The following is a 20,836-nucleotide window of genomic DNA, read 5'->3' on the forward strand; positions in this document are numbered from 1 at the left end:
GGAATCCACCCTCGCCGACCGGCCCGCCCGGGAGACATCCGGCGGGCCGGTCCAATCAATGGGGGGATATCCCCCGGGGGAGCAACCTTGCGCTTGCACATCGGCTTCGCACGCCGAGTAGCCGAGCAAAGGTACCGGCCCGGCCCCGGCACCCTTTGTGGGCGGCGGGGCCGGGACTCGCTGCTACAGCCCCTCGACCGGCGGGATGCCGAACTGCGCCTCGATGGCCTTGAACATGACCTTCCAGGTCTTGAACTCGGTGTTGGTGTGTACGGCGATCACCTGCTCGCCGTCGGGGGTGCCGACGACGACGAAGTGGGACCCCTGCATGCTGCCGCCCATGCCACGCAGCGGCAGCCCGCCGGTCACTGCCGGGTCCAGCTCGAACACGCCGAGGCCGTAGGTGGCGTGGGGCATCCAGTGGCCGCCCTCGGTGGAGACCATGGTCCACATTGCGCGGTGCTGGGCCGGCGGCAGCAGACTGCCGGAGGCGAACGCGCGGAAGACCTGGATCATCTCGCTGGTCGTGGAGACGGCGTTGCCGGCCGACCAGGCCCAGGAGCTGTTGTACTCGGTCGTGTCGAGGAGCGGGAGGCCGGGCTCCTCGTACATCGACTCCCAGTTCTCCGCGGTGATGTCTCCGGGGGCGACGCCCTCCTTCATGAACAGTCCCGAGTACGCCCTCGGGTACGGCGCCGGGAAACCGGTGTCGTCCGCGGGACGCACGTAGGTGTGCGTCAGGCCGAGGGGGTGGACGATGGAGCGCGCCACCTCCTCCTCGTAGCTGTTGCCGGTAACCTCCTCGATGATCATGCCGGCGAGGTAGAAGCCGCCGTTGGAGTAGGCGAAGGCCGCGCCCGGCTCGCCCACCGGAGGCTGGGACACCGTCAGCTTCAGCAGTTCGTCCTTGGTCCAGGAGTCGAAGCGGTGCTCGGCGAACGCGGAGCGGGTGGCGTAGCGCTGTGACAGCTCCGGCGCGAGTCCGGTGATGAACAGACCGCTGGTGTTGTTGAGCAGGTGCCTGATGGTGATCTTGGTGCCGTCGTAGCCGTTGACGTTGTTCAGTACGCCGGGCAGCCACTTCTCCACCGGGTCCTCGAGGCTCAGCCTGCCCTCGGCCTCCAGGTGCAGCACCGCGGCCGCCGTGAACGACTTGGCCGCACTGCCGATGTGTACGTGTTCGCCCTGCTGGCGCGGCCGGCCGGTCTCGATGTCGGCCACGCCTGCGGAGCCGAACCAGCTGCCGTGCCCGTCCCGTACCTCGGCAACGATGCCCGGCACGTCCACCTCGGCCACCGTCCAGTCGAGCATCTGCTGAACCTTCTCGCGCCCGGTGCCTGCGGAGTTCGTCATGTCGTTTCCTTCCCAGGGCGCTGCCGGTCCCCCACGGGGCTGCCCCGGCGTCCGCCCGTCCGCCTGTTTTTCGGTACGTGGACGACGGTGCCGGTCGGCAATGACCACGCTCTGATCGCCTACTGACAGGCCGGGGCGCTCCCTGTCAGAAGCCGTGAGTCCCTGTCAGAAGCCGTGAGTCACTGTCAGAAGCTGTGCACTTCAGTCAGAAGCCGTGGGACGCGTCAGGAGCCACGCACCGCTGATCAGAGGCCGTGGGGCGCGTCAGCCGTCGCCGGCCGCACGGCGCAAGCAGTCGAGTGCCTCCTGTCGCGGCATGGCGGCGCCACGGTCGTACGCCGCGGCGTACTCCGTCCGGCCGAGCGCTCGCGCGAGTTCGTCTGCCAGTACGCGGAGATCCGGGTCGCCGTCGTCGAAGGCGCCGCGGACGGCCTGGCTCATGCCGAGTGCGGTGGCCGCGCCGGGCGGGTCTCCCTCCGCCAGCAGCAGCCGGGCCAGGTGTTGGGCCGCGGGGGCGACGTTGCGGTGGGCGAAGGCCGCGCGCACGACTCCGGGCAGCAGTTCACGCGCCCGTACGGCCTCGCCTGCCGCCAGCAGGTTCGCCATCCGCGCGGGTGCGATCCAGTCCTCCACCGCCTCGTCGGGCAGGGAGGTCTCGCGGCCGAGCGCCGCTGTCAGACGCAGTTGCTGGTCGGCCCGTGCCGGCTCTCCCGCGCGACGGTAGAGGTCGGCCCGGCAGACCAGGGCCGCGATCCGCAGGAGGTCGTCGCCACGGTCCTGGGCTGCCTGCTCGGCCGTGTCGATGTCCTGCCGCGCGCCCGCCAGGTCGCCGCCGCGCATCCGTTCGGCGGCGAGCCCGAGGCGGTACTGAACCTCGTCCTGGGGCACGAGTGCGAGCGCGCGCCGGTAGGCGGCGATGGCCTCGTCGTGCTCCCCCTGGACGGAGTGGACCTGCGCCACGCCTGCCAACGCCATCGCCGTGCACAGGTGGTCGCCCACCGCTTCGAACTCGCGGAGGGCACCGGCCGCCGCACTGGCGAGGCCCTCCCACTCACCGCGGTCGTGGTGCAGGAAGGCTTCCACAAGGTACGTGCACGCGATGGCCCACCGGTCCCGGCGCCCGCGTATCTCCCGTATCAGGCGCCCGACCAGCTCGTCCAGGCCGAGCAGACAGCCCGCCGGAAGGACGGCCAGCAGCACCGTCGGATGGCTCTCCAGTGCCCCGGTGCGGGCACAGTCCTCGATCAGGGCACGCACCCGCTCGGCGTCGGGGGTCGGGCTTCCGGTGCCGGCCAGGAGATGGATCGCGGTGAAGGCTGCGCGCGCGTCCGCCGGCAGTGTGTCGCCCAGCTCGCACGCGTCGGCCAGCAGGGCCTCGGCCCGTGCGTCGTAGCGCAGCGAGTTCCAGTACCAGTACAGGGGGCCGAGGAGCCGGGCCACTGCGTCGGCATCGCGTCCGTCGAGGGCCGTCCGCAGCGCGAACACCATGGTGTCGTACTCGGCTGCGAAGAGCGCGAACGACTCCTGCTGCCGGACGGAGCGCAGCAGCGGCTCGTGTTCCTGGGCCATGTCGGCGTAATGGCGGACGAGCCGACCGCGGACCGCTTCCCGTTCGCCCGCCTGAAGGAGCTGCTCGGCCGCGTACGCCCGGACGGTCTCCAGCATTCGGTAACCGGCTTCGGCAGCTTCGGGCATCCGGTCCCCGACCCGTTCCACCAGGGACTTGTCGACCAGCGAACCGAGTACGTAGGGGACGTCCGCGGCAGACAGCAGCCCGTCCGGCCCCGTCGATCCCTCCAGCCCCTCCGACCCGTCCGCCCCGTACACCCCGTCCGCGCAGATCGACTCGACGGCCTCGGTCCCGGCCGGGGCGGGGAAGACGGCCATCCGCCGGGCCAGGGCCTTCTCCTGGCCGGTCAGCAGCTCCCAGCTCCACTCGATCACCGCGTGCAGGGTGCGCTGGCGCGGCTGCGCCGCCCGGTTCCCCGTGGACAGCAGCCGGAACCGGTCGTCGAGCCGTCGGGCGATCTGCTCGGCGCTCATCGACCGCAGCCGAGCCGCGGCCAGTTCGAGGGCGAGCGGCAGCCCGTCGAGCCTGCGTACCACCTCGCCCACCGCTTCCATGGTGGTCCCCTCGGGTGTGAAGTCGGGGCGTACGGCCATCGCCCGCTCGACGAAGAGACGTACGGCGGCCGACTCGGCGGCCTCGGCCGGATCCGCGCCCTGGCGAGGGAGGGGCAACGGTCCGAGGCGGCAGAGTGTCTCGCCCATGACCTCCAGCGGGCCCCTGCTGGTGGCCAGGACGGTCAGGCGGGGGCGTCGTTCCAGCGCACGCTGCGCGAACTCGGCGACGGCGTCGACAACATGCTCGCAGTTGTCCAGTACGAGCACCGCCTCCCCTCCCCCGAGCAGGTCGACCACCTGCTCCAGTGGCTCCTTGGGACTGTCGCCGGGAGGCCGCGGCGTGTTCGGCGTGCTGAGCGCACCCAGCACCGCGTCGACCACCCCGTCGGGGTCGTATGCCCCGGCAAGCGGTACGAGCCAGAGCCGGCCCTGCCGGTAGGTCCGGTGCCGGGCCGCTGCCTCCACGGCGAGCCGGGTCTTGCCCACGCCACCGGGGCCGACGATCGTGACCAGCCGGGCGGCCGCCATCAGCCCGTCCAACAGCGCCAGCTCGCTGTCCCGGCCGATGAACGAGGTCAGGCGGGCGGGCAGCCGGCCGGGTGCCGGACCGGGCGGCGGGGCGGACGGCCGTTCTTCGCCGCGCAGCACGGCGAGATGGGCCTCCTGAAGCTCGGCCGAGGGGTCGACACCCAGCTCGTCGGCGAGTCTGCCGCGGATGTCCTCGAACGCGGCCAGCGCGTCGGACTGCCGGCCCGCCGCGTGCAGGGCGCGCATCCGCAGCGCGGCCAGCCGCTCCCGCATGGGATGTTCCGCCGAGGCCGCCTCCAGGTCAGCGAGGGGCTGCGCGTGGTGGCCGAGCCGCAGCTGCGCATCACAACGGTCCTCCAGCGCCGCGATACGCAGGTCCTCCAGCCGGGCCACGGCCGGGCCGGCGAACGGGGCCTGCCGTACGTCGGCCAGCGCCGGTCCCCGCCACAACGCGAGCGCCTCGCCGAGCAGCGAAGACGCTTCCTCGGGCGCCCCCGCGGCGAGCTCCCGCCCGCCCCGCGTCACCAGCGCTTCAAACCGCGCGGCGTCTACGCACTCCGTCGGCACCGCGAGCCGGTAGCCGGTGCCTGCCGACTCCAACACCCCGCAGTCGGGCAGGGCTTTGCGCAGCCGGTACACCAGCACTTGCAGCGAATTGAGCGCGTCGGCGGGCGGGCAGGTGCCCCACAGACCGTCGATGAGCGCGGCGGACGACACGCTGTCGCCCGCCGCCAGCGCCAGCCGCCCGAGCAACATGCGCGGCCTCGGGCCCCCGATGCCGATCGGCGTCCCGTCATCGTCAAAGGCCCGAACCGGCCCGAGCACCGCTATCCGCATCCCCACCGGCCCAGTATCCCGGACGTGCGCCCCGTCCCCGGCGGCAGCGGCGCACTAGGGTGGGCCGCCGGGATCTTCCCGCACCGCACACCACACACCGCACACTCACGCACCAAGGAGTCTCATGTCCGTCTTCGACATCAAAATCGACGCCCTCACCGGCGGCTCCGCCGACCTCGCCCAGTACAAGGGGTCGGCCGTGCTGATCGTCAACGTCGCGTCCCGATGCGGTCTGACCCCGCAGTACGCGGCCCTGGAACGGCTTCAGCAGGACTACGCGTCGCGTGGTTTCACCGTGCTGGGCGTCCCGTGCAACCAGTTCATGGGCCAGGAGCCGGGTACGCCCGAGGAGATCGCCACGTTCTGCTCCACCACGTACGGCACCACCTTCCCGATGACGCAGAAGACCGACGTGAACGGCGACGACCGGCACCCGCTCTACACCGAGCTCGCCGACACCGCCGACGCCGACGGTCACACCGGTGACATTCGCTGGAACTTCGAGAAGTTCCTCATCGCCCCCGACGGCACCGTCGCCGCGCGCTTCGCTCCCCAGACGGAGCCCGAGGCCGCCGAGGTCACCGCGGCCATCGAAGCCGTCCTCCCCCGCTGACGACCACAGTCGGAACCCCGCCCTGATCAGCGAGCGGTTCCCTGGCCGGGGGTTGCCAGTAGGTCATCCAGTTCGGCGGTGAACAACAGGGCGGGGTCGAAGCCCATGTTGGCGAAGTGGCCGGCGAGTTCCAGGGACAGTACGCCGTGCAGCCGGGTCCAGAACGCCAGGGCCCGGTGGAGAGCCGGGGGCGGGGCCGGGTGGTCGGCGGCCCAGTCCCGGTGGTCTTCCAGGTGGGCGCTGAAGGACGAGGCGGGGCCGTCCGAAGCCGCCGTCGTGCACGCGTCGAGCAGCGTGGTCATGATCTCGTCGGAGATGCCGGTGATGTCGTCGGGTGCGCGGTAGCCGGGGACGGGGGTGCCGTAGATGAGGAGATACCGCTGGGGGTCCGCCAGGGCCCAGTCGCGCAGGGCGTGCGCCAGTCCGGCCAGGTCGGCGCCGTTGGCGGAGGCCCCGCGCAGGGTCTCGGCGAGGCTTCGGTAGGCCTCCCGGATGAGTTCGGTGATCAGCTCATCGCGGCTGGCGAAGTAGCGGTACAGCGCGGGGCCGCTCATCCCCATCTGTTTCGCGATCGCGTTGAGGGACAGCGCGGAGGCGCCCGCCGTGGCGATCTGCTCCCAGGCGTGCTGCTTGACCTCCGCACGTACCTGGTTGCGATAGCGCTCCCGCGGCGTGCCCGCGTCCGTCTTCGCCACGGCCTGCCACTCCCCCTTCATGCGGCTGAACGCAGCCACCTCTCCTGCAGCTACTGCTTCGAAATTCAGTTAGAGGCTATCACCGACCTGTTGACCCTTCACCGCCATGGCGTTATACCTTCTAACGAACGCGTGAAGCTGTATCGGAGCTTGTATCGAAGCGTCTCGACCGACGAGGAGAACGCCATGCCCGACACCAAGTCCCGCACCAGGTCCGGGATCCGCCGCCCCCGCATACACACCGCCCTGTTCACCGTCCCGTTCGTAGCCCTCGGCTTACTCGGCACGGCTGCCGCACCGGCCGGTGCCACCACCGCACACCCCGCCAAGTCCCTTACCTGCCGCGGGCAAGGCGTCGTCCCCAACGCCCTCGTCCGCCACCGGACCGAGACCGTGATCCACGCACCGCTGCGTACGATCTGGAAGCTGCAGACCGACGTGGAGCGCTGGCCGTCCTGGCAGGACACGATCACGACCATGGAGCGCCTCGACCACGGGCCGTTCCGGAAGGGTTCGGCGTTCCGGTGGACGACGCCGGTGCCGCCCAACCCCGCGACGCCGACCACCAGCCTGGAGATCACCTCTACCGTCGAGCAGCTGAAGCGCCACTCCTGCATCCGCTGGACCGGCCCCGCGGTCGGCGAAGGACTGCGCATCAACGGCGTCCACGTATGGAACTTCACCAAGGTCAGGGGCGGCGTCCGTGTGAGCACCGAAGAGACCCACACCGGTGCCGAGGTCGAATCGGATGTTCCCACCGCCACCAAGATTCTGCGTCAGGGCCTCGAAGCGTGGCTGCGCGACCTCAAGGCGGTCGCCGAGGCACCGAGGAGCACCACATCCGTCCGAACAGCCCCGTAGGCATCACTTTGCATCCTAGGATTCCGGTGATCTTCCTATCTTCCTACGCGACGTCCTCAAGGGGCTGTGTATGCGACTGGCAGGCAAGACGGCACTCATCACGGGAGCGGCGCGGGGCATAGGCCGCGCCACGGCGATCGCGTTCGCACGGGAGGGGGCGGATTTGGTGCTGCTCGATGTCGCCGAGGACGTGCCCGGCTGCCCATATCCGCTGGGTACGAGGAGCCAGCTGTCGGCCACCGCCGAGGAGTGCCGTGTGGCGGGTGCCTCGGTGCTCGACGTCGTCGGTGACGTACGGGACGGCGGGGAGCTGCAGAGCGCCGCGGACAAGGCTCTGGACCGTTTCGGTGCGATCGACGTGCTGGTGAACAACGCCGGTATCGCGGCGCCCTCGGGGCGGCCGGTGCACGAGATCGCCGAGGAGGAGTGGAGTCTGATGCTGGACATCGACCTGTCCGGCTCGTGGCGGGCGATGCGGGCGGTGCTGCCGGCGATGGTGGCCCAGCGCTCGGGGAGCGTCATCAATGTCTCGTCGACCGCGGGCATGGTGGGGTACCGCTACTTCGCGGCGTACGTGGCCGCCAAGCACGGGCTGATCGGTCTCACGCGCGCGGCGGCGCTCGATTACGCGCCGCACGGCATCCGGGTGAACGCCCTGTGCCCCGGCTCGGTGCGGGACGAACCGGCTCTGGAAGGGCGGATGCTGGTCGAGATCGCCCGCTGTCTCGACGTACCGGCCGCCGACCACGAGCGCACCTTCGCCACGGACCAGCCGATGAACCGCCTGGTGGAGGCCACCGATGTGGCGTCCACCGCGGTCTGGCTGGCCGGCGACGACTCCCGGCAGGTCACCGGGACCGTGGTGCCGGTGGACGGTGGATTCACCGCTCGCTGACGGCGGATTCACGTGCGCGGCAGTGGATTCACCGTGCGCTGAGAAACCCGGCAGCTGCACCGCCGACACGGGGCGGTGGGTCGTCAGGCCCCCTCGGCGGCGCCGGCACGCTGCTGTGCCACCGGCTGCGGTTCCGGCGCCGCGGTGGTCGTGGTGCGCAACGCGCGGGAGCACAGGGCGGCAATACCGGTCGCGGTCATGGCTGCCGCGCAGACCAGGACCGCCGTGGTCGCCGTGGTGAGCCGGGCCAAATTGCCGAGGACGTTGTTCATGGCGAGCAGGGACACGCTCTGCACCAAGGTGAGCAGCGCCTGCATCCGGGACAGATGCGAGTGAGGGGCGCTCATCAGCACGAGGGGGCCGATGTGCGAGGCGAACAGGCCCGAACCCGCGCCGACCAGGAGGGCCGCGGGGATGGCCACGGCCGGTGAGACGACGAACATGGCCGTGCCCGCCGCGGAGACCAGCATGCCCGCGGTGGCGGCCAGCCCGGGGCGCGGCAGGGTCCCGCGGACCATCACGAAGAGACTGACGGCGAGGAGCCCCAGGCTCTGCACACCGAACACCACTCCGGTCCGTCCCGCGCCCCAGCCCTGGTCCCGGGCGAGCAGCGGCAGCAGCAGCGGGATCACCGGCAGCAGGAAACCTGCCACTCCGCCGGTGGCGATCAGCGCGGGCCGCAGGACGGGGTCCTTCCAACCGACGGCGATCCCGTCCAGCGCGTCGTGCAGGAAGCTGCCGCTGCCCTTGGCCGGCGGGATGTCGTGGATCGGGCGGATGGCGATGACGATGACGAGGACCACCGTGAACGTGGCCGCGTTCAGCAGCGCGGTGCCGGTGAGCCCGCCGGTGGCGACCAGGAAGCCGCCCAGCGGTCCGGCGATGAAGGTGACCAGTTGGGCGCCGCCCTGACGCATGGCCAGGGCGCGCGGCAGCGACTCCTGGCCCACGAGGCGCAGCGGCATGGACCCGGAGGCCGGAAGGTAGAAGGCATCGTTGATCCCCACCAGCACCCCGGCGGCGACCAGCAGCCAGACGGCGGGCCCGGACTGGTGGGCGAAGACCGCGAGGGCGATGGTGCCGACGAGCATCACGCTGTCCCCGGCGATCATCACGCGCCGGGCGCCGAAGCGGTCGCCGACCGTTCCCCCGACGATCAGGAGCAGGACCCGGGGCAGGTTGATCGCGGTGAGCACCAGGCCGGCCACGGTGCCGCCGTGGGTGGCCGCCGCCCAGCCGAGGGCGAAGTACAGGACCGCGTCCCCGAGGATCGAGGTGAGTGCCCCCGAGAGCCAGACATAGTAGGAGCGCGGCAGCGGGCTTGTGGCCCGGTCTTCGATTCTGGTCACAGCAGCCGACCCTGCCACAACAGCCGCGCATCACAGGGGAAAAAGGCCATCACCGGCCTCAGGGGACACAGTGGCGCAGGTCACTGTGAAGCGGGCTTGCCGTGGCGGGCGGGGGTTGATCCACTGTGGAGGCCCTTGTGGGCAACAGCCGTCTGTCCGGCCCCGCCTGAGCTGTGCAACCGGAGGGCATCATGTCGCGCGACGACACGTATGAAGACGTCACTGCCTGGCTGCGCACGCGCCCGCGCAGGGCCGCCCTGCCGTACGCCGACCGGTCCCGCCCGCTGCTCGTGTCGAGTGCGCAGCGCCGGCTCTGGTTCGATCACCAACTGCGTTCCCAGAAGGCCACGGACGGCGGGACCGTCTACCACTCCACGCTGGCGCTGCGACTGCGCGAAAACATCGACGTCGCGGCTCTGCGTGCGGCATTGACGGCAGTGACCGACCGGCACGAGGCGCTGCGCAGCCACTTCTCCCTCACTCCGGAGGGCGAGCTGTGCCAACTCGTGGACGACGCAGGGACGGTGGACCTGCACATCGAGGATCTGACGGACGCGCCCGGGACGCGGCGGGCACGGATGGCGGAGTTCTTCGCCGCGGAGTTCGACCTGGAGCACGGACCGTTGCTGCGGGCGGGATTGTTCAGCACCGCTCCGCGCGACCATGTGCTGTTACTGGTGATCCACCACATCGTGACCGACGGCTGGTCCATGGACCTGCTCCACCAGGAACTCGCCGAGCTGTACGAGGCGCATACGCGACAGCGCCCCGCCGAGCTTCGGGACCTGGCTTATCAGTACGCGGACTTCGCGGCCTGGGAGCAGTCGGATGCCGACGGGGGCATCTTCGCCGAGGATCTGGCGTACTGGCAGCAGCAGCTCGCGGGTGCGCCGCAGGTGATCGACCTGCCGGCCGACATGCCCAGGCCGGGCGAGCGCACCTACGCCGGTGGATGCCATCGCTTCGCCGTCCCGCCGGCTGTCGTGTCACGGATCGAGCAGGTCGCCCGGGACTGCGAGGCCTCGACGTTCCAGGTGCTCTTCGCCGCCTACCAGTTGCTGCTGGCGCGCTGGACCGGGCGGCCCGACCTGATCGTCGGCTCGGTGGCGGCCAACCGCCGTTCCGCGGCGACCGAGCCGATCATCGGGCTCTTCGCCAACGTCCTTCCGGTGCGCGGGCACATCGACGAATCGGAGTCGTTCGCCCGGCTGGTCGGCCGTACCCGGGACACCGTGCTGGACGCCTACGACCACCAGGGCGTGTCCTTCGACCGGATCGTCGAGGCGGTGGCACCGGCCCGTCAGACCGGCCACAGCCCGCTCGTCCAGACGGTGTTCACGCTGGCCGAGGCGGTGCCCGGGGCCGCGTCCGAGTGGGGCGAGCGCGTGGAGTTCCGGGACACCACCCGTACCCAGTTCGACCTGTCCTTCGCCGCCGGTCCCGATGGTTCGGGGGGCCTGCTGGTCGACGCCCACTTCGCCGCCGACCTGTTGCGTCTCGACTCGGTCGAGCGGCTGGCCCGTCGCTTCGTGGCGTTGCTGGACGAGGTGTCGCGACGCCCGGGCGAGCCGTTGTCGCGGTTCGCGACGGTCACCGCCGAGGAGGCCGCCGAGCTGGAGCGCTTCGCCACCGGCACACCCGGTACGAGAACCACCACACCGACCGTGCTCGACCTCTTCGAGCGGCAGGTACGGGAGCGGCCGCACCAGGAAGCCGTGACCGACGGCACGACCCGGCTCACGTACGCGGAGCTCGGGGCGGAGGTGGAGCGCATCGCCCGGCTGATCACGTCCCGCGGGCTCGCCCCGGCCACCCCCGTGGGAGTGTGCCTGACACGTTCGGCGTCCCAGGTCGCGGCCCTGCTCGGCGTACTGCGCGCCGGAGCCGTCTACCTTCCGCTGGACCCCGCGTACCCGGCCGATCGCCTGACGTACCTACTGCGGGACGCGGGCTGCCCGCTTGTCCTCAAGGATGCCAACACGCCCGACCTCCCCCGGCCCGCACACGTCGAGCTGCTGGACGTCTCCACCGCGGCCCCGGCCGACGCGCCCGCCGAGATCGCGCCCGTACGGCTCGGGCAGCCCGCCTACCTGATCTACACGTCCGGTTCCACCGGGCAGCCGAAGGGCGTCCTGGTGACGCACGAGGGCATCGGCAACTTCGTCTCCTGGTACGTCGACCACTACGGCCTCACCCCTGACGACCGACTGCCCCAGCTCGCAAGCCCCGGCTTCGATGCGAGCCTGCTGGACACACTGCCCGCGCTGGCGGCCGGGGCGGTCCTGGCGGTCCTGCCGGACGAGGCCCGCCTCGATCCGGGCGGCCTGTGGTCGCGGCTGGACGAAGCAGGCGTCACGGTGGCGTTCCTGACGACCCCGCTGTTCGCAGCAGCGGCGGCGGAGCCACCCACCGCCACAGGCCTGCGCGCCGTACAGACCGGCGGCGACAGCCTCGCCCATGTGCCGGCGGGCCTGCCCTTCACGCTGGACAACCTCTACGGGCCCACCGAGTGCACCATCGCCGCCACCAGCGGCCGGCTGGATCCGGGACTGCCGGTGCACATCGGCGGCCCGCTCCGCGGCATGCGGGCACGGGTACTGGACGACCGGCTCCGGCGCGTTCCCGTGGGCACGCCGGGGGAACTGTTCCTCGCCGGCCCCGGCATCGCACTGGGCTACCTCGGCCGCCCCGGACTCACCGCGACCCGCTTCCTGCCCGACCCCTGGGCCTCGGACGGCGGCAGGATCTACCGGACCGGTGACCGGGCGCGCCGGTGCGCCGACGGCCGGCTGGAGTATCTGGGCCGCACCGACGCGCAGCTGAAGATCCGCGGCCACCGCATCGAACCCGGCGAGATCGAGGCGGTGCTGAGCGGCCACCCGGGCGTGCGGGAGGCCGCGGTGGAGCCGCGTACGGCCCCCGACGGCGAGGCCGCGCTGTGCGCCTACGTCAGCCTGCGCGCCGACGTGGCCGTGGCGGCCGTCCGTGAGCACGCCGAGCGGGCGCTGCCTGCCTGGATGCGTCCGGCGGCCTACACCGTGCTGCCGGAGCTGCCGCTGACGGCCAACGGCAAGGTCGACCGCGCGGCCCTGCCCCACCCCGAATTCCGCACCGCAGCGGCCTACCGGCCGCCCTCCGGCCCGGTGCAGGAACTGGTCGCCGAGGTGTGGCAGGAGGTGCTCGGGCTGGACCGGGTCGGCGCGGACGACGACTTCTTCCGGATCGGCGGCCATTCGCTGCTCGCGACGCGGGTACTGTCCCGGCTCTCCGACGCCACCGGCTGCCGGCTGCCGCTCCGCGCCGTATTCGACCACCCGGTACTGGAAAGCCTCGCCCACGAGGTGGAGGAAACGGTGATCAGCGCGGCCATGGCGGCCGGGGAGGGGATCGACTAGGGCCGCCCGGGAAGACGGTTACGTGCGGAGCCGGATAATGGGGCAGTGGGATTCCAGCGCCGCGAAGAGTACGTCCGCTACCCCAAGCCGATCGCCGACTGATCCGACGGAAGTCCTTCGTTGACCGGGCGGGCGAGGAAGACGCGCAGTGCCTCGGCGAGCGTCTCCTTGTCGTCCAGCCATGGGTAGTGGCCCGCTCCCGGCTGGACGAAGCTTTCGCCGTGCGGGAAGAGAGCCGCGAGCTTCGCTCCCGTGGCAGGGGTGGGGAACGGGTCCAGCTCTCCGGTCACCACCAGGACCGGCGTGGTCAGCGTCGCCGCTGCCGCCCTGGTGTCGTCCGGATCGACCGTGATGCCGGCGTAGAAGCCCGCCGCCGCGGGCGGGGAGAGCTCGTGCGTCTCCGCCCGGGCGTGTGCCTCCGCGGCCTCGTCCCAGCGGCCGTAGAAGAACGGTGCCGCCCGCTCCCGGTGGGGCACGCTCTCCTCGATGGTGGCGGAGCCGGTCCATGCCTCCAGCGCACTGCGGGCGCCGGCGTACCACTCCTCGTGTGACCGCAGGGCCAGGGCCTCCTCGAAGTCCTCGACGCCGATGCCGACGGCCCTCGTGCTCGGGCACACGAGGACCAGCCGTGCGACGCGCTCCGGGTGGCGGAGCGCGTACAGCAGGGCGGTGTTGCCGGCCGACGAGTGGCCCATCAGGTCGATGCGCTCCAGCTTCAGGTGCACGCGCAGCGCCTCGATGTCGTCCACGAGCCGCTCGAAACGGTACGAGTCGGGGTCGGCCGGTGCCTGGGAGGCGCCGGTCCCCCGGTTGTCGAGGATCACCGTGGAGCGCCGCCCTGCCGCACCGGCGAGACCCGCGAGGTACGCCCCCGCACGGCCCGGCCCCCCGGGCACAACGACCAGCGGCGGGCCGTCGCCGTGCACCTGGTAGGCGAGCCCGGTCCCGTCGGCTGCTGCGAACTCCGGCATGCTGCTGTCTTCCTCGCTGTGCGGTGTCGGGCGGCTGAGCTGTGCTACGCGGTGTCGGGCAACTGTCGCGGATGGTCCGTCAGGCCTGCGCTGCCTCCGCCGCGAGCCGGTCCAGTTCGGTGGCGAGCGCGCCCACCGTCGGCTGGGCGTACAGCAGACGCATCCGCAGCCGCAGACCGGTCTCCTTGCGCAGCAGCGACACCATCTGCGTGGCGACCAGTGAATGGCCGCCCAGCTCGAAGAAGTTGTCGTCCACCGTGCGCACGGGACGTTCCAGGACCTTGCTCCAGATGTCCGCGACCAGCCGCTCGGAGGGGGTCGCCGGCGCCGCCCCGGACTCGGCCTCGTCGTCGGTGCTCTCCTCGACCAGCTGCGCGAGGGCGGTCTCGTCGACCTTTCCGGTGGGGGTGAGCGGCAACCGGTCCACGCGGACGAGGTGCGTGGGCACCATGAAGTCCGGCAGCTCGGCCTGCAGCACCGTACGCACCTGGGCCTGGAGGTCGTCGCCCGCTGTTTCGTCGGGGACGAGGGCCAGTCCGAGAGTGGGCGCGAGCGGGTCGGGCACGGTGAAGACGGCAGCACTGCGCACGCCCGGTACGGCTGCGGCGCGCCGCTCGATGCCCGCGGGCTCCACGCGGAAGCCACGGACCTTGATCTGCTGGTCGGCCCGGCCGACGAACTCCACCGTCCGGTCGGCCCGTACCCGCACCAGGTCGCCGGTCCGGTACATCCGGCCACCGCCGTACGGGTCCGGCAGGAAGCGCGCGGCGGTCTGTCCGGGCAGGTTGCGGTAGCCGCGCCCGACGCCCTCCCCCGCGATGAACAGCTCGCCGGGGGTGCCCGCGGGGACGGGCTGGAGGTAGCGGTCCAGCACCCGGATGCGGTAGTTGGGCAGCGGCCGCCCGATCGTGACCGGGTCGTCGCCCGCCTGGGAGTCGGCCCAGGTGGCGCAGATGGTGGTCTCGGTGGGGCCGTACGCGTTGATGAAGCGCCGGCCGCCCGACCAGCCGTCGACGAGCGCCTTCGGGCACGCTTCACCGGCGACGATCACGGTTTTCGGCCCGGTCCCCTCGGCCGGCTTCGGGTGTGCTGCCAGCAGCGAGGGCGTCGTGGTGACCAGGTCGGCCCGGCCGTCGAAGACACCGTCCGCATCGTCCAGCGGGTCGGCGAGGACGACGCCCCGCCCATGAGCGAGCGGCAGGAGCGTGGACCACAGCCAGCCGTCGAAGGCGGGGGCCAGCACGTTCGCGCCGAGCCCCTCCTCCGGCGGGGTCAGCCCGGCGACTGCGGTGACGAGGTTGGCGACGTTGCGGTAGGTGATGCCGACGCCCTTGGGTTCGCCGGTCGTACCGGACGTGTAGATGATGTACGCGAGCGCGTCGGGAAGGTGACCGGCCGGGCGTGCTTCGGTGTGGTCGGCGAGCGCCGGGGACGCCGGGTCGATCACCGGGAGGTGCTCACCGGCCAGGGGTGAGGCGGCGTCGGCGACGAGTACGGAGACATCGGCGTCGCGGACGATGCCGCTGAGGCGGTCCTCGGGGTGCGTGGGGTCGAGCGGTACAAAGGCCGCGCCCGTCTTCCACACCGCGAGCAGGGCCGTGACCAGGTGGCGGGAGCGCCCCAGGTGGACGCCGACCGACCGCTCGGGGCCCGCGCCGTGTTCGCGGAGCGCGGCCGCCAGGGCGTTCGCGCGCCGGTCCAGCTCGCCGAACCCGTAGTCACCGTCGGGGGCGCGCACCGCGAGGCGGTCCGGGGTACGGCGCGCGGCCTCGGCCACGAGCGCGGCCACGTTCAGGTCCGTGTCGTAGGTGACGGTGGGGCCGTCGAGCACCGCCTCGTGCGGTGTGCGCCCGGTCAGGCGGGCCATGGGGGTGTCCGGCTCGGCGACGAGTGCGGTCAGGGTCGCGAGGTAGTCGGCGGCCAGCTGCCGGGCCGTCTCGGCGTCGAACAGGTCGCTGTCGTAGACGAGTTCCCCGTGCAGCTCGTCGCCTTCCGGCGCGACGGCGAGGACGAGGTCGTAACGGCTTGAGCGGCCCGTGACCTGGTGGGGTTCCATGGCGAGCCCCGGCAGCCGGCGGCCCGGCGCGGCGGAGTTGTTCAGCGAGAAGGCGACCTGGACCAGGGGGTTGGCCGCGGTGGAGCGCTCCGGGGCGAGCAGCTGCACCAGGTGGTCGAAGGGCACGTCCTGGTGCTCCATGGCGGAGAGCACCGTCTCCCGTACCTGCCCGAGCAGGTCGCCGAAGGAGCGTTGCGGATCCGTGCGGACCCGCAGGGGAAGCGTGTTCACGAAGAAGCCGATGAGCGGTTCGAGCTCGGACAGTGCCCGCCCCGCCACCGGGCTGCCGATCACCAGGTCGTGCCTGCCGGAGCGGCGGGAGAGCAGGACGCAGTACGCGGCCAGCAGTGTCATGAACGGCGTGGCCTTCTCGCGTGCGCTCAGCTCCTCCACGGCCCGTACCGTCGCGGCGTCCAGCCGCAGGGGTGTCCAGCCGGCCCGGTGGCTGCTCAGGGCCGGGCGGGGGCGGTCGGTGGGCAGGTCGAGCACCGTGGGCGCACCGTCCAGGGCGCGCAGCCAGTGGTCGATGCCGGGCTGCAGAGCGCCGTTGTCGAGCCGGGTTCGCTGCCACGCGGCGAAGTCAGGGTATTGCACACGCAGTTCGGGCAGCTTCGGATCGGCGCCCTCGTGCAGTGCGGTGTATCCGGCGGTGAGTTCGCCCAGCAGTACGTCGGCGGACCAGTCGTCCATCACCAGGTGCGGGACGACGAGCAGCAGGACGTGCTCGTCGGACGCGAGCCGGAACAGCCGGGCCCGCAGCAGACGCCCCTCGGTCCAGTCGAAGGGCTCGTACGCCGCGGCCTCGATCAGTGTCCCCGCATCGCCTTCGCCGGAACCGGCTGCGTCGGTCACCGTACGGTCGAAGACATACGGTTCACCGACCGTCTGCAGCAGGTCCGAACCGTCCTCGTGGAATGCGGTGCGCAGTGCCTCGTGGCGTCGTACCAGCAGGTCGAGCGCTCCGAACAGCGCCGGCACATCGAGTTCGCCGGTGAGGCGCCAGGCGAACGGGATGTTGCGGTCGCCGGTGACCTCTTCCGCCTGGTCCTGGAACCAGAGTCGGCGCTGTCCGGAGGACGTGCGCAGGGGGCCGGAACGGTCGGCCGCGGGGATGGCGGGGCCGTCGCCCGGCCCGCGCCGGTCCGCCAGCCAGCGCTGCAGAAGCCGCGTCCGGGCGTCCGTGTCGCCGGCCGGTTGCTGGGACGAGCTCATGCGGATCCTCTTCCCCTGGGTGGTGCGGAAACGAAACCGGAGTCCCGGACTGGTGCGCTCGGAGCCGTACCGGCCTTCCGGAGCAGCAGGAACTGGCCGGAGAAATGCGCTGCCCCGGCGGGCCGCCTGCGGAAACGCCAGATCGGGGGCGGAGCACCCCGCAGATTATGCCGGGCGTAGAGGACATACAAGACTAGTCATCCTCCGACTCGATGATGATACTGAGCCCCAGCGCTCACAAACTGAGCTTGTGACACTTTCGTCCGCCCATAAGGCGGCCGGGAGTTGCGGGGGAAGGGTAGCTTCACCTTGACTGACCAACAGCCGGCCTCGCCGGGCGACCTCCTTCAGACGTGGCTGGACCACACGGAGGACGCACCACCCACCGCTGTCGTGCCGCTCGCGGACCGGACCGCGCCCTTGCGTGCCTCACATGCCCAGCAGGGCATGTGGCTGACCCACGAGGTCGCCGGGGACGACGACCGCGCACTGACGGCTCCGCACGGCTACCGGCTCACCGGTCCCCTCGACGTGGACGCCCTGGCGGCGGCGTTCGGCGCCGTACTCGCCCGGCACGAGGTCCTGCGTACCCACTTCACCCTGGAGCAGGGGCAGTTACGCCAGGTCATCGCCGCTCCGAGCGCCTTCGCCCTCGTTCCGGAAGAGGTCGCCGACGAGGCCGAACTGGCCGAGATGCGTCGCGCCTTCACCCGGGAACCGTTCGACCTGGCACGCGACCCGCTGCTGCGGGCCCGGCTGTTCCGCCTCGCGCCGGACGACCACGTCCTGGTCGCGGTCTTCCACCACATCGCCAACGACGGCTGGTCGATGGACATCTTCCACCGCGAGCTGGCGGCGCTCTACGCCGCGGCGGTGAGCCTGCCGTCGGTCACCGACCCCGATGTCCTCGCGGACGTCGCCGAGCTCCCCGAACTGGCCGTCCAGTACCCGGATTACGCCGCCTGGCAGCGCGCGCTCGCCGATGACGAGGGCGAGCACGAGGCCGCGCTGGACCACTGGCGTGCGCGGCTCTCCGGCGCTCCTGCCCTGCTCAGCCTGCCCACCGATCGGCCGCGTCCGCCGTTCCGCTCCAGCATCGGCGGCCGGGTCGAGCACGTGGTGCCGCGCGCCACCTCCGCCGCGGTCGGGGACCTGGCCCTCGCGCAGGGCACGACGCGTTTCGCGGTGCAGTTCGCCGCCTTCCAGGCGCTCCTCGCCGCCTGGTCGGGCCAGAATGACCTGGTCACCGGCATCACCACCGCGAACCGTGCGCTGCCCGAGACGGAACCGCTGATCGGGTTCTTCGTCAACGTCCTGCCGATCCGGGCCGCATGCACTCCCGACGAGCCCTTCGCGGATTTCCTGGCCCGCACCGGACGCGGCCTCATCGACGCCTACAAGCACGATGACCTGCCGTTCGAGCTGCTGCTGGAGAAGCTGGACCTGCCGCGCTCCGCCGGCCACAACCCGCTCGTCCAGGTCACCGTAGCCTCCCATGAGGAACTCACCACGCCCATGGCACTGCCCGGCGTGACCGTCGAGCACCTGCCGCCGGAGGACCTGGACGTGCAGGAGGACCTGACCCTGTACCTGACCTCCGGTGACCAGGACGTACGCGTCCACCTGGCGTTCCGTACCGACCTGTTCGACCGGTCCACGATCGACGAGCTGGGCCGGGCGTATCTGCGGCTCCTCGACTCCGCCGCGGCACACCCCAGCCGCACACTGCGGGAGCTGACGGACGGAGCCGCCGTACCGGGCGCGACGCGCCGCACCGGCGAGCCCGTTCCCGGGACCGCACCCGAGACGGCTGCGGGTACCGCTCCCAAGGGTCCGGTGGAGGAGCTGGTCGCCGAGGTCTGGAGCGCGGTGCTCGGCTCCGGTGCACTGCATCGCGAAGCCAATTTCTTCCTGTGCGGCGGCACTTCGCTCGCGGCGACCCGGGTCGCCAACCGCCTCTCGGAGGAGACCGGGCTCCGCATCCCGGTCCGAACGATCTTCAAGCACAGCGGACTCGCGGCGCTGGCGGAGCACCTGACCGCTCTCATCCGAGAAGCGGCCGGTCCACCGGCCGACGGCCCCCGGACAGCAGCGGGCCCGGGAGCCGGCACGTGAGCGCGCCGCCCGGCGAGGCGGCGGAGAGCAGGGAGGAACAGCGGTGGCTGTGGGACACCCGTCCCCGTACCGCTGCGGCCACCGCCACTCTCGTCCTCCTGCCGCACTCCGGCGGCTCCGCGCAGGGTTACAGCGACTGGGCACGCTGGCTCCCCAGCGACGTACGTGTGGTCGCCGCGCAGTACCCCGGGCGCGGGGCGCGCTACGGCCAGACGCCCGCGACCGACATCGCCGCCCTGGCGGACCCGCTCGCTGAGGTACTGGCCGGGCTGGACACCCCGGTCCACGTCTTCGGTCACAGCCTGGGCGCGCTGGTCGGCTTCGAGGTGTGCTGGCGGTTGCAGCGGGCCGGCCGCCCGGCCGCCGCGTTCCACCCGTCCGCCGCGGCGGCGGCACATGTGCACCGCGCAGCATCGACGTCCCCCACCGAGCTCACCGACGACGAACTCCTGGCGCTGCTGAAGGAGCGGGGCGGGGTGCCGGAGGACCTCTTGCTGGAGCCCGACCTGATGGACCTCGTCATGGACGCCTGCCGCACGGACATGGCCGTCACCGACAGCTACTCCTACGGCGGCGCGGACCGGCGGCTGGACTGCCCGGTCGTCGCCTTCGGCGGCGACCGTGACTCGGCCGTACCCGTCGACCGGCTGGAGCGCTGGCGGGAGCTGACCACCGGCACGTGCGAGGTCCATGTCCTTTCCGGTGGCCACTTCTACCTCCACGACCACATGGCCACCGTCACGGCGGTGGTGCGTCAGCACCTGAAGGAGCGGAGACCCCTCTGATGAAGCCCGACGCCCTCGCCCCCACCGGCCTGCCGGTCCGGCTGGACCCCGGCAAGCCCCCTGTGCTGACCACACCCACGCTGGACGATGTCGACGCGGCGCGCGCCTGGCTGGCCGAGCACCGTACGGCGATCCGTGCGGAGCTGCTGCGGCACGGGCAGCTGCTCCTCCGCGGGCTGCCGATGCGCCGGCCGGAGGAGTTCGCCCGGCTGCGGGACGTGCTGGTCCAGGAGCGGGCCGCGTACCGGGAGAAGGCCACGCCCCGCAGCTCCTACGGCGAGGACGTGTACTCCTCCACCGACCTGCCGCGCCAGCAGGCCATCCACCTGCACAACGAGAACAGTTACACGCTGGACTTCCCCGGCCTGCTGCTGTTCGGCTGTCTCCAGGCCCCCGACGAGGGCGGCGCCACCACCGTTGCCGATGTACGCGAGGTCCTCGCCGCCCTCCCGGCGCCGCTCGTCGAGCGCTTCCGGGCGCACGGATGGCTGCTGACACGCCACTACCACGAGCACGTCGGCCTCCCGTGGCCCACCGCTTTCGCCACCGACCGCCGCGAGGACGTGGAGGAGTACTGCGCGCGCAACCTGATCGGCTGCGAGTGGGTGGGCGAGTCCTCGCTGCGCACCGCTCAGCGCCGGTCGGCCCTGGTCCGCCACCCGGTGACCGGGGAAGAGGTGTGGTTCAACCATGCCGCGTTCTGGAGCCGCTGGTCCCTGGACGAGGAAGTCCTGGACGTACTGGAGATGACGTACGGCGAGGACGCCCTGCCGTTCGACACCGCCTTCGGGGACGGCACCGCACTGACCGAGGACGACGTACACACACTCAACGCGGCGTACGAGGCGGCCACTCGCCGCGAGCGCTGGCAGGTGGGCGACCTGATGCTCGTCGACAACGTCCTGTCCGCCCACGGACGCGACGCCTACGAAGGCGAGCGGAAGATCCTCGTCGCCATGGGAGAACCTGTCGCGCTCGACTCGTGCGCACCGACCGTGCCGCCCACGCCCCACGCCATCGCCTGATCGCCGCCCCCACGACCCTTGG

13 protein-coding genes are annotated in these 20,836 nt (G+C 71.7%); 7 read left to right on the plus strand and 6 right to left on the minus strand.

Annotation, left to right across the window (positions count from 1 at the left end):
- Positions 1 to 183: 183 nt before the first annotated feature.
- Together ABZ840_RS00610 and ABZ840_RS00615 are read right to left on the minus strand one after the other, a co-directional pair.
- The gene (locus tag ABZ840_RS00610; protein WP_361550979.1) at positions 184 to 1,353 is read right to left on the minus strand and encodes a serine hydrolase domain-containing protein; all 1,170 of its coding nucleotides are present in this window, start codon (positions 1,351 to 1,353) and stop codon (positions 184 to 186) included.
- 264 nt (positions 1,354 to 1,617) lie between these two features.
- Entirely contained in the window at positions 1,618 to 4,761 is a 3,144-nt protein-coding gene (locus ABZ840_RS00615; RefSeq protein WP_361550982.1) for a BTAD domain-containing putative transcriptional regulator, read from the minus strand.
- 205 nt (positions 4,762 to 4,966) lie between these two features.
- Here ABZ840_RS00615 and ABZ840_RS00620 point away from each other — a divergent pair, with 205 nt between their 5' ends.
- The gene (locus tag ABZ840_RS00620; protein WP_361550985.1) at positions 4,967 to 5,455 is read left to right on the plus strand and encodes a glutathione peroxidase; all 489 of its coding nucleotides are present in this window, start codon (positions 4,967 to 4,969) and stop codon (positions 5,453 to 5,455) included.
- Between the two features lie 26 nt (positions 5,456 to 5,481).
- Here the strand turns inward: ABZ840_RS00620 and ABZ840_RS00625 are convergent, their stop codons facing one another.
- Complete coding sequence (locus ABZ840_RS00625) at positions 5,482 to 6,150, minus strand: TetR/AcrR family transcriptional regulator (protein ID WP_361552281.1); 669 nt, start codon at positions 6,148 to 6,150, stop codon at positions 5,482 to 5,484.
- A 186-nt stretch (positions 6,151 to 6,336) separates the two neighbouring features.
- Between ABZ840_RS00625 and ABZ840_RS00630 the strand changes: the two genes are divergently transcribed.
- A complete protein-coding gene (locus ABZ840_RS00630; protein WP_361550988.1) occupies positions 6,337 to 7,011 on the plus strand; it encodes an SRPBCC family protein in 675 nt (224 codons plus the stop codon).
- Between the two features lie 70 nt (positions 7,012 to 7,081).
- Positions 7,082 to 7,906 carry an SDR family oxidoreductase gene (locus ABZ840_RS00635; protein WP_361550991.1) on the plus strand — a complete coding sequence of 275 codons (825 nt, stop codon included), beginning with the start codon at positions 7,082 to 7,084 and terminating at the stop codon, positions 7,904 to 7,906.
- A gap of 83 nt (positions 7,907 to 7,989) precedes the next feature.
- Here the strand turns inward: ABZ840_RS00635 and ABZ840_RS00640 are convergent, their stop codons facing one another.
- The gene (locus ABZ840_RS00640; RefSeq protein WP_361550994.1) at positions 7,990 to 9,255 is read right to left on the minus strand and encodes an MFS transporter; all 1,266 of its coding nucleotides are present in this window, start codon (positions 9,253 to 9,255) and stop codon (positions 7,990 to 7,992) included.
- Between the two features lie 191 nt (positions 9,256 to 9,446).
- On the opposite strand from ABZ840_RS00640, the gene ABZ840_RS00645 reads away from it, so the two are divergent.
- The gene (locus tag ABZ840_RS00645) at positions 9,447 to 12,650 is read left to right on the plus strand and encodes an amino acid adenylation domain-containing protein (RefSeq protein WP_361550997.1); all 3,204 of its coding nucleotides are present in this window, start codon (positions 9,447 to 9,449) and stop codon (positions 12,648 to 12,650) included.
- A 77-nt stretch (positions 12,651 to 12,727) separates the two neighbouring features.
- Here the strand turns inward: ABZ840_RS00645 and ABZ840_RS00650 are convergent, their stop codons facing one another.
- Together ABZ840_RS00650 and ABZ840_RS00655 are read right to left on the minus strand one after the other, a co-directional pair.
- On the minus strand, positions 12,728 to 13,621 hold the full coding sequence (locus tag ABZ840_RS00650; RefSeq protein ID WP_361551000.1) for an alpha/beta hydrolase: 894 nt from the start codon (positions 13,619 to 13,621) through the stop codon (positions 12,728 to 12,730).
- A 79-nt stretch (positions 13,622 to 13,700) separates the two neighbouring features.
- Positions 13,701 to 16,889, minus strand: coding sequence for an amino acid adenylation domain-containing protein (locus tag ABZ840_RS00655; RefSeq protein WP_361551003.1), 3,189 nt, complete (start codon positions 16,887 to 16,889; stop codon positions 13,701 to 13,703).
- A 309-nt stretch (positions 16,890 to 17,198) separates the two neighbouring features.
- Here ABZ840_RS00655 and ABZ840_RS00660 point away from each other — a divergent pair, with 309 nt between their 5' ends.
- Genes ABZ840_RS00660 through ABZ840_RS00670 form a run of 3 tightly spaced genes read left to right on the plus strand, consistent with a single transcriptional unit; the run spans position 17,199 to position 20,814 of the window.
- Positions 17,199 to 19,004, plus strand: a complete 1,806-nt coding sequence (locus tag ABZ840_RS00660) for a condensation domain-containing protein (protein ID WP_361551006.1) — start codon at positions 17,199 to 17,201, stop codon at positions 19,002 to 19,004.
- Entirely contained in the window at positions 19,001 to 19,789 is a 789-nt protein-coding gene (locus ABZ840_RS00665) for an alpha/beta fold hydrolase (protein ID WP_361551009.1), read from the plus strand. The genes ABZ840_RS00660 and ABZ840_RS00665 overlap by 4 nt, the downstream gene beginning before the upstream one ends.
- Positions 19,789 to 20,814, plus strand: coding sequence for a TauD/TfdA family dioxygenase (locus tag ABZ840_RS00670; protein ID WP_361551012.1), 1,026 nt, complete (start codon positions 19,789 to 19,791; stop codon positions 20,812 to 20,814). The genes ABZ840_RS00665 and ABZ840_RS00670 overlap by 1 nt, the downstream gene beginning before the upstream one ends.
- The last annotated feature ends 22 nt before the right edge of the window (positions 20,815 to 20,836 follow it).

Source organism: Streptomyces sp. NPDC047117, from assembly GCF_040643545.1.
Classification (GTDB): domain Bacteria; phylum Actinomycetota; class Actinomycetes; order Streptomycetales; family Streptomycetaceae; genus Streptomyces.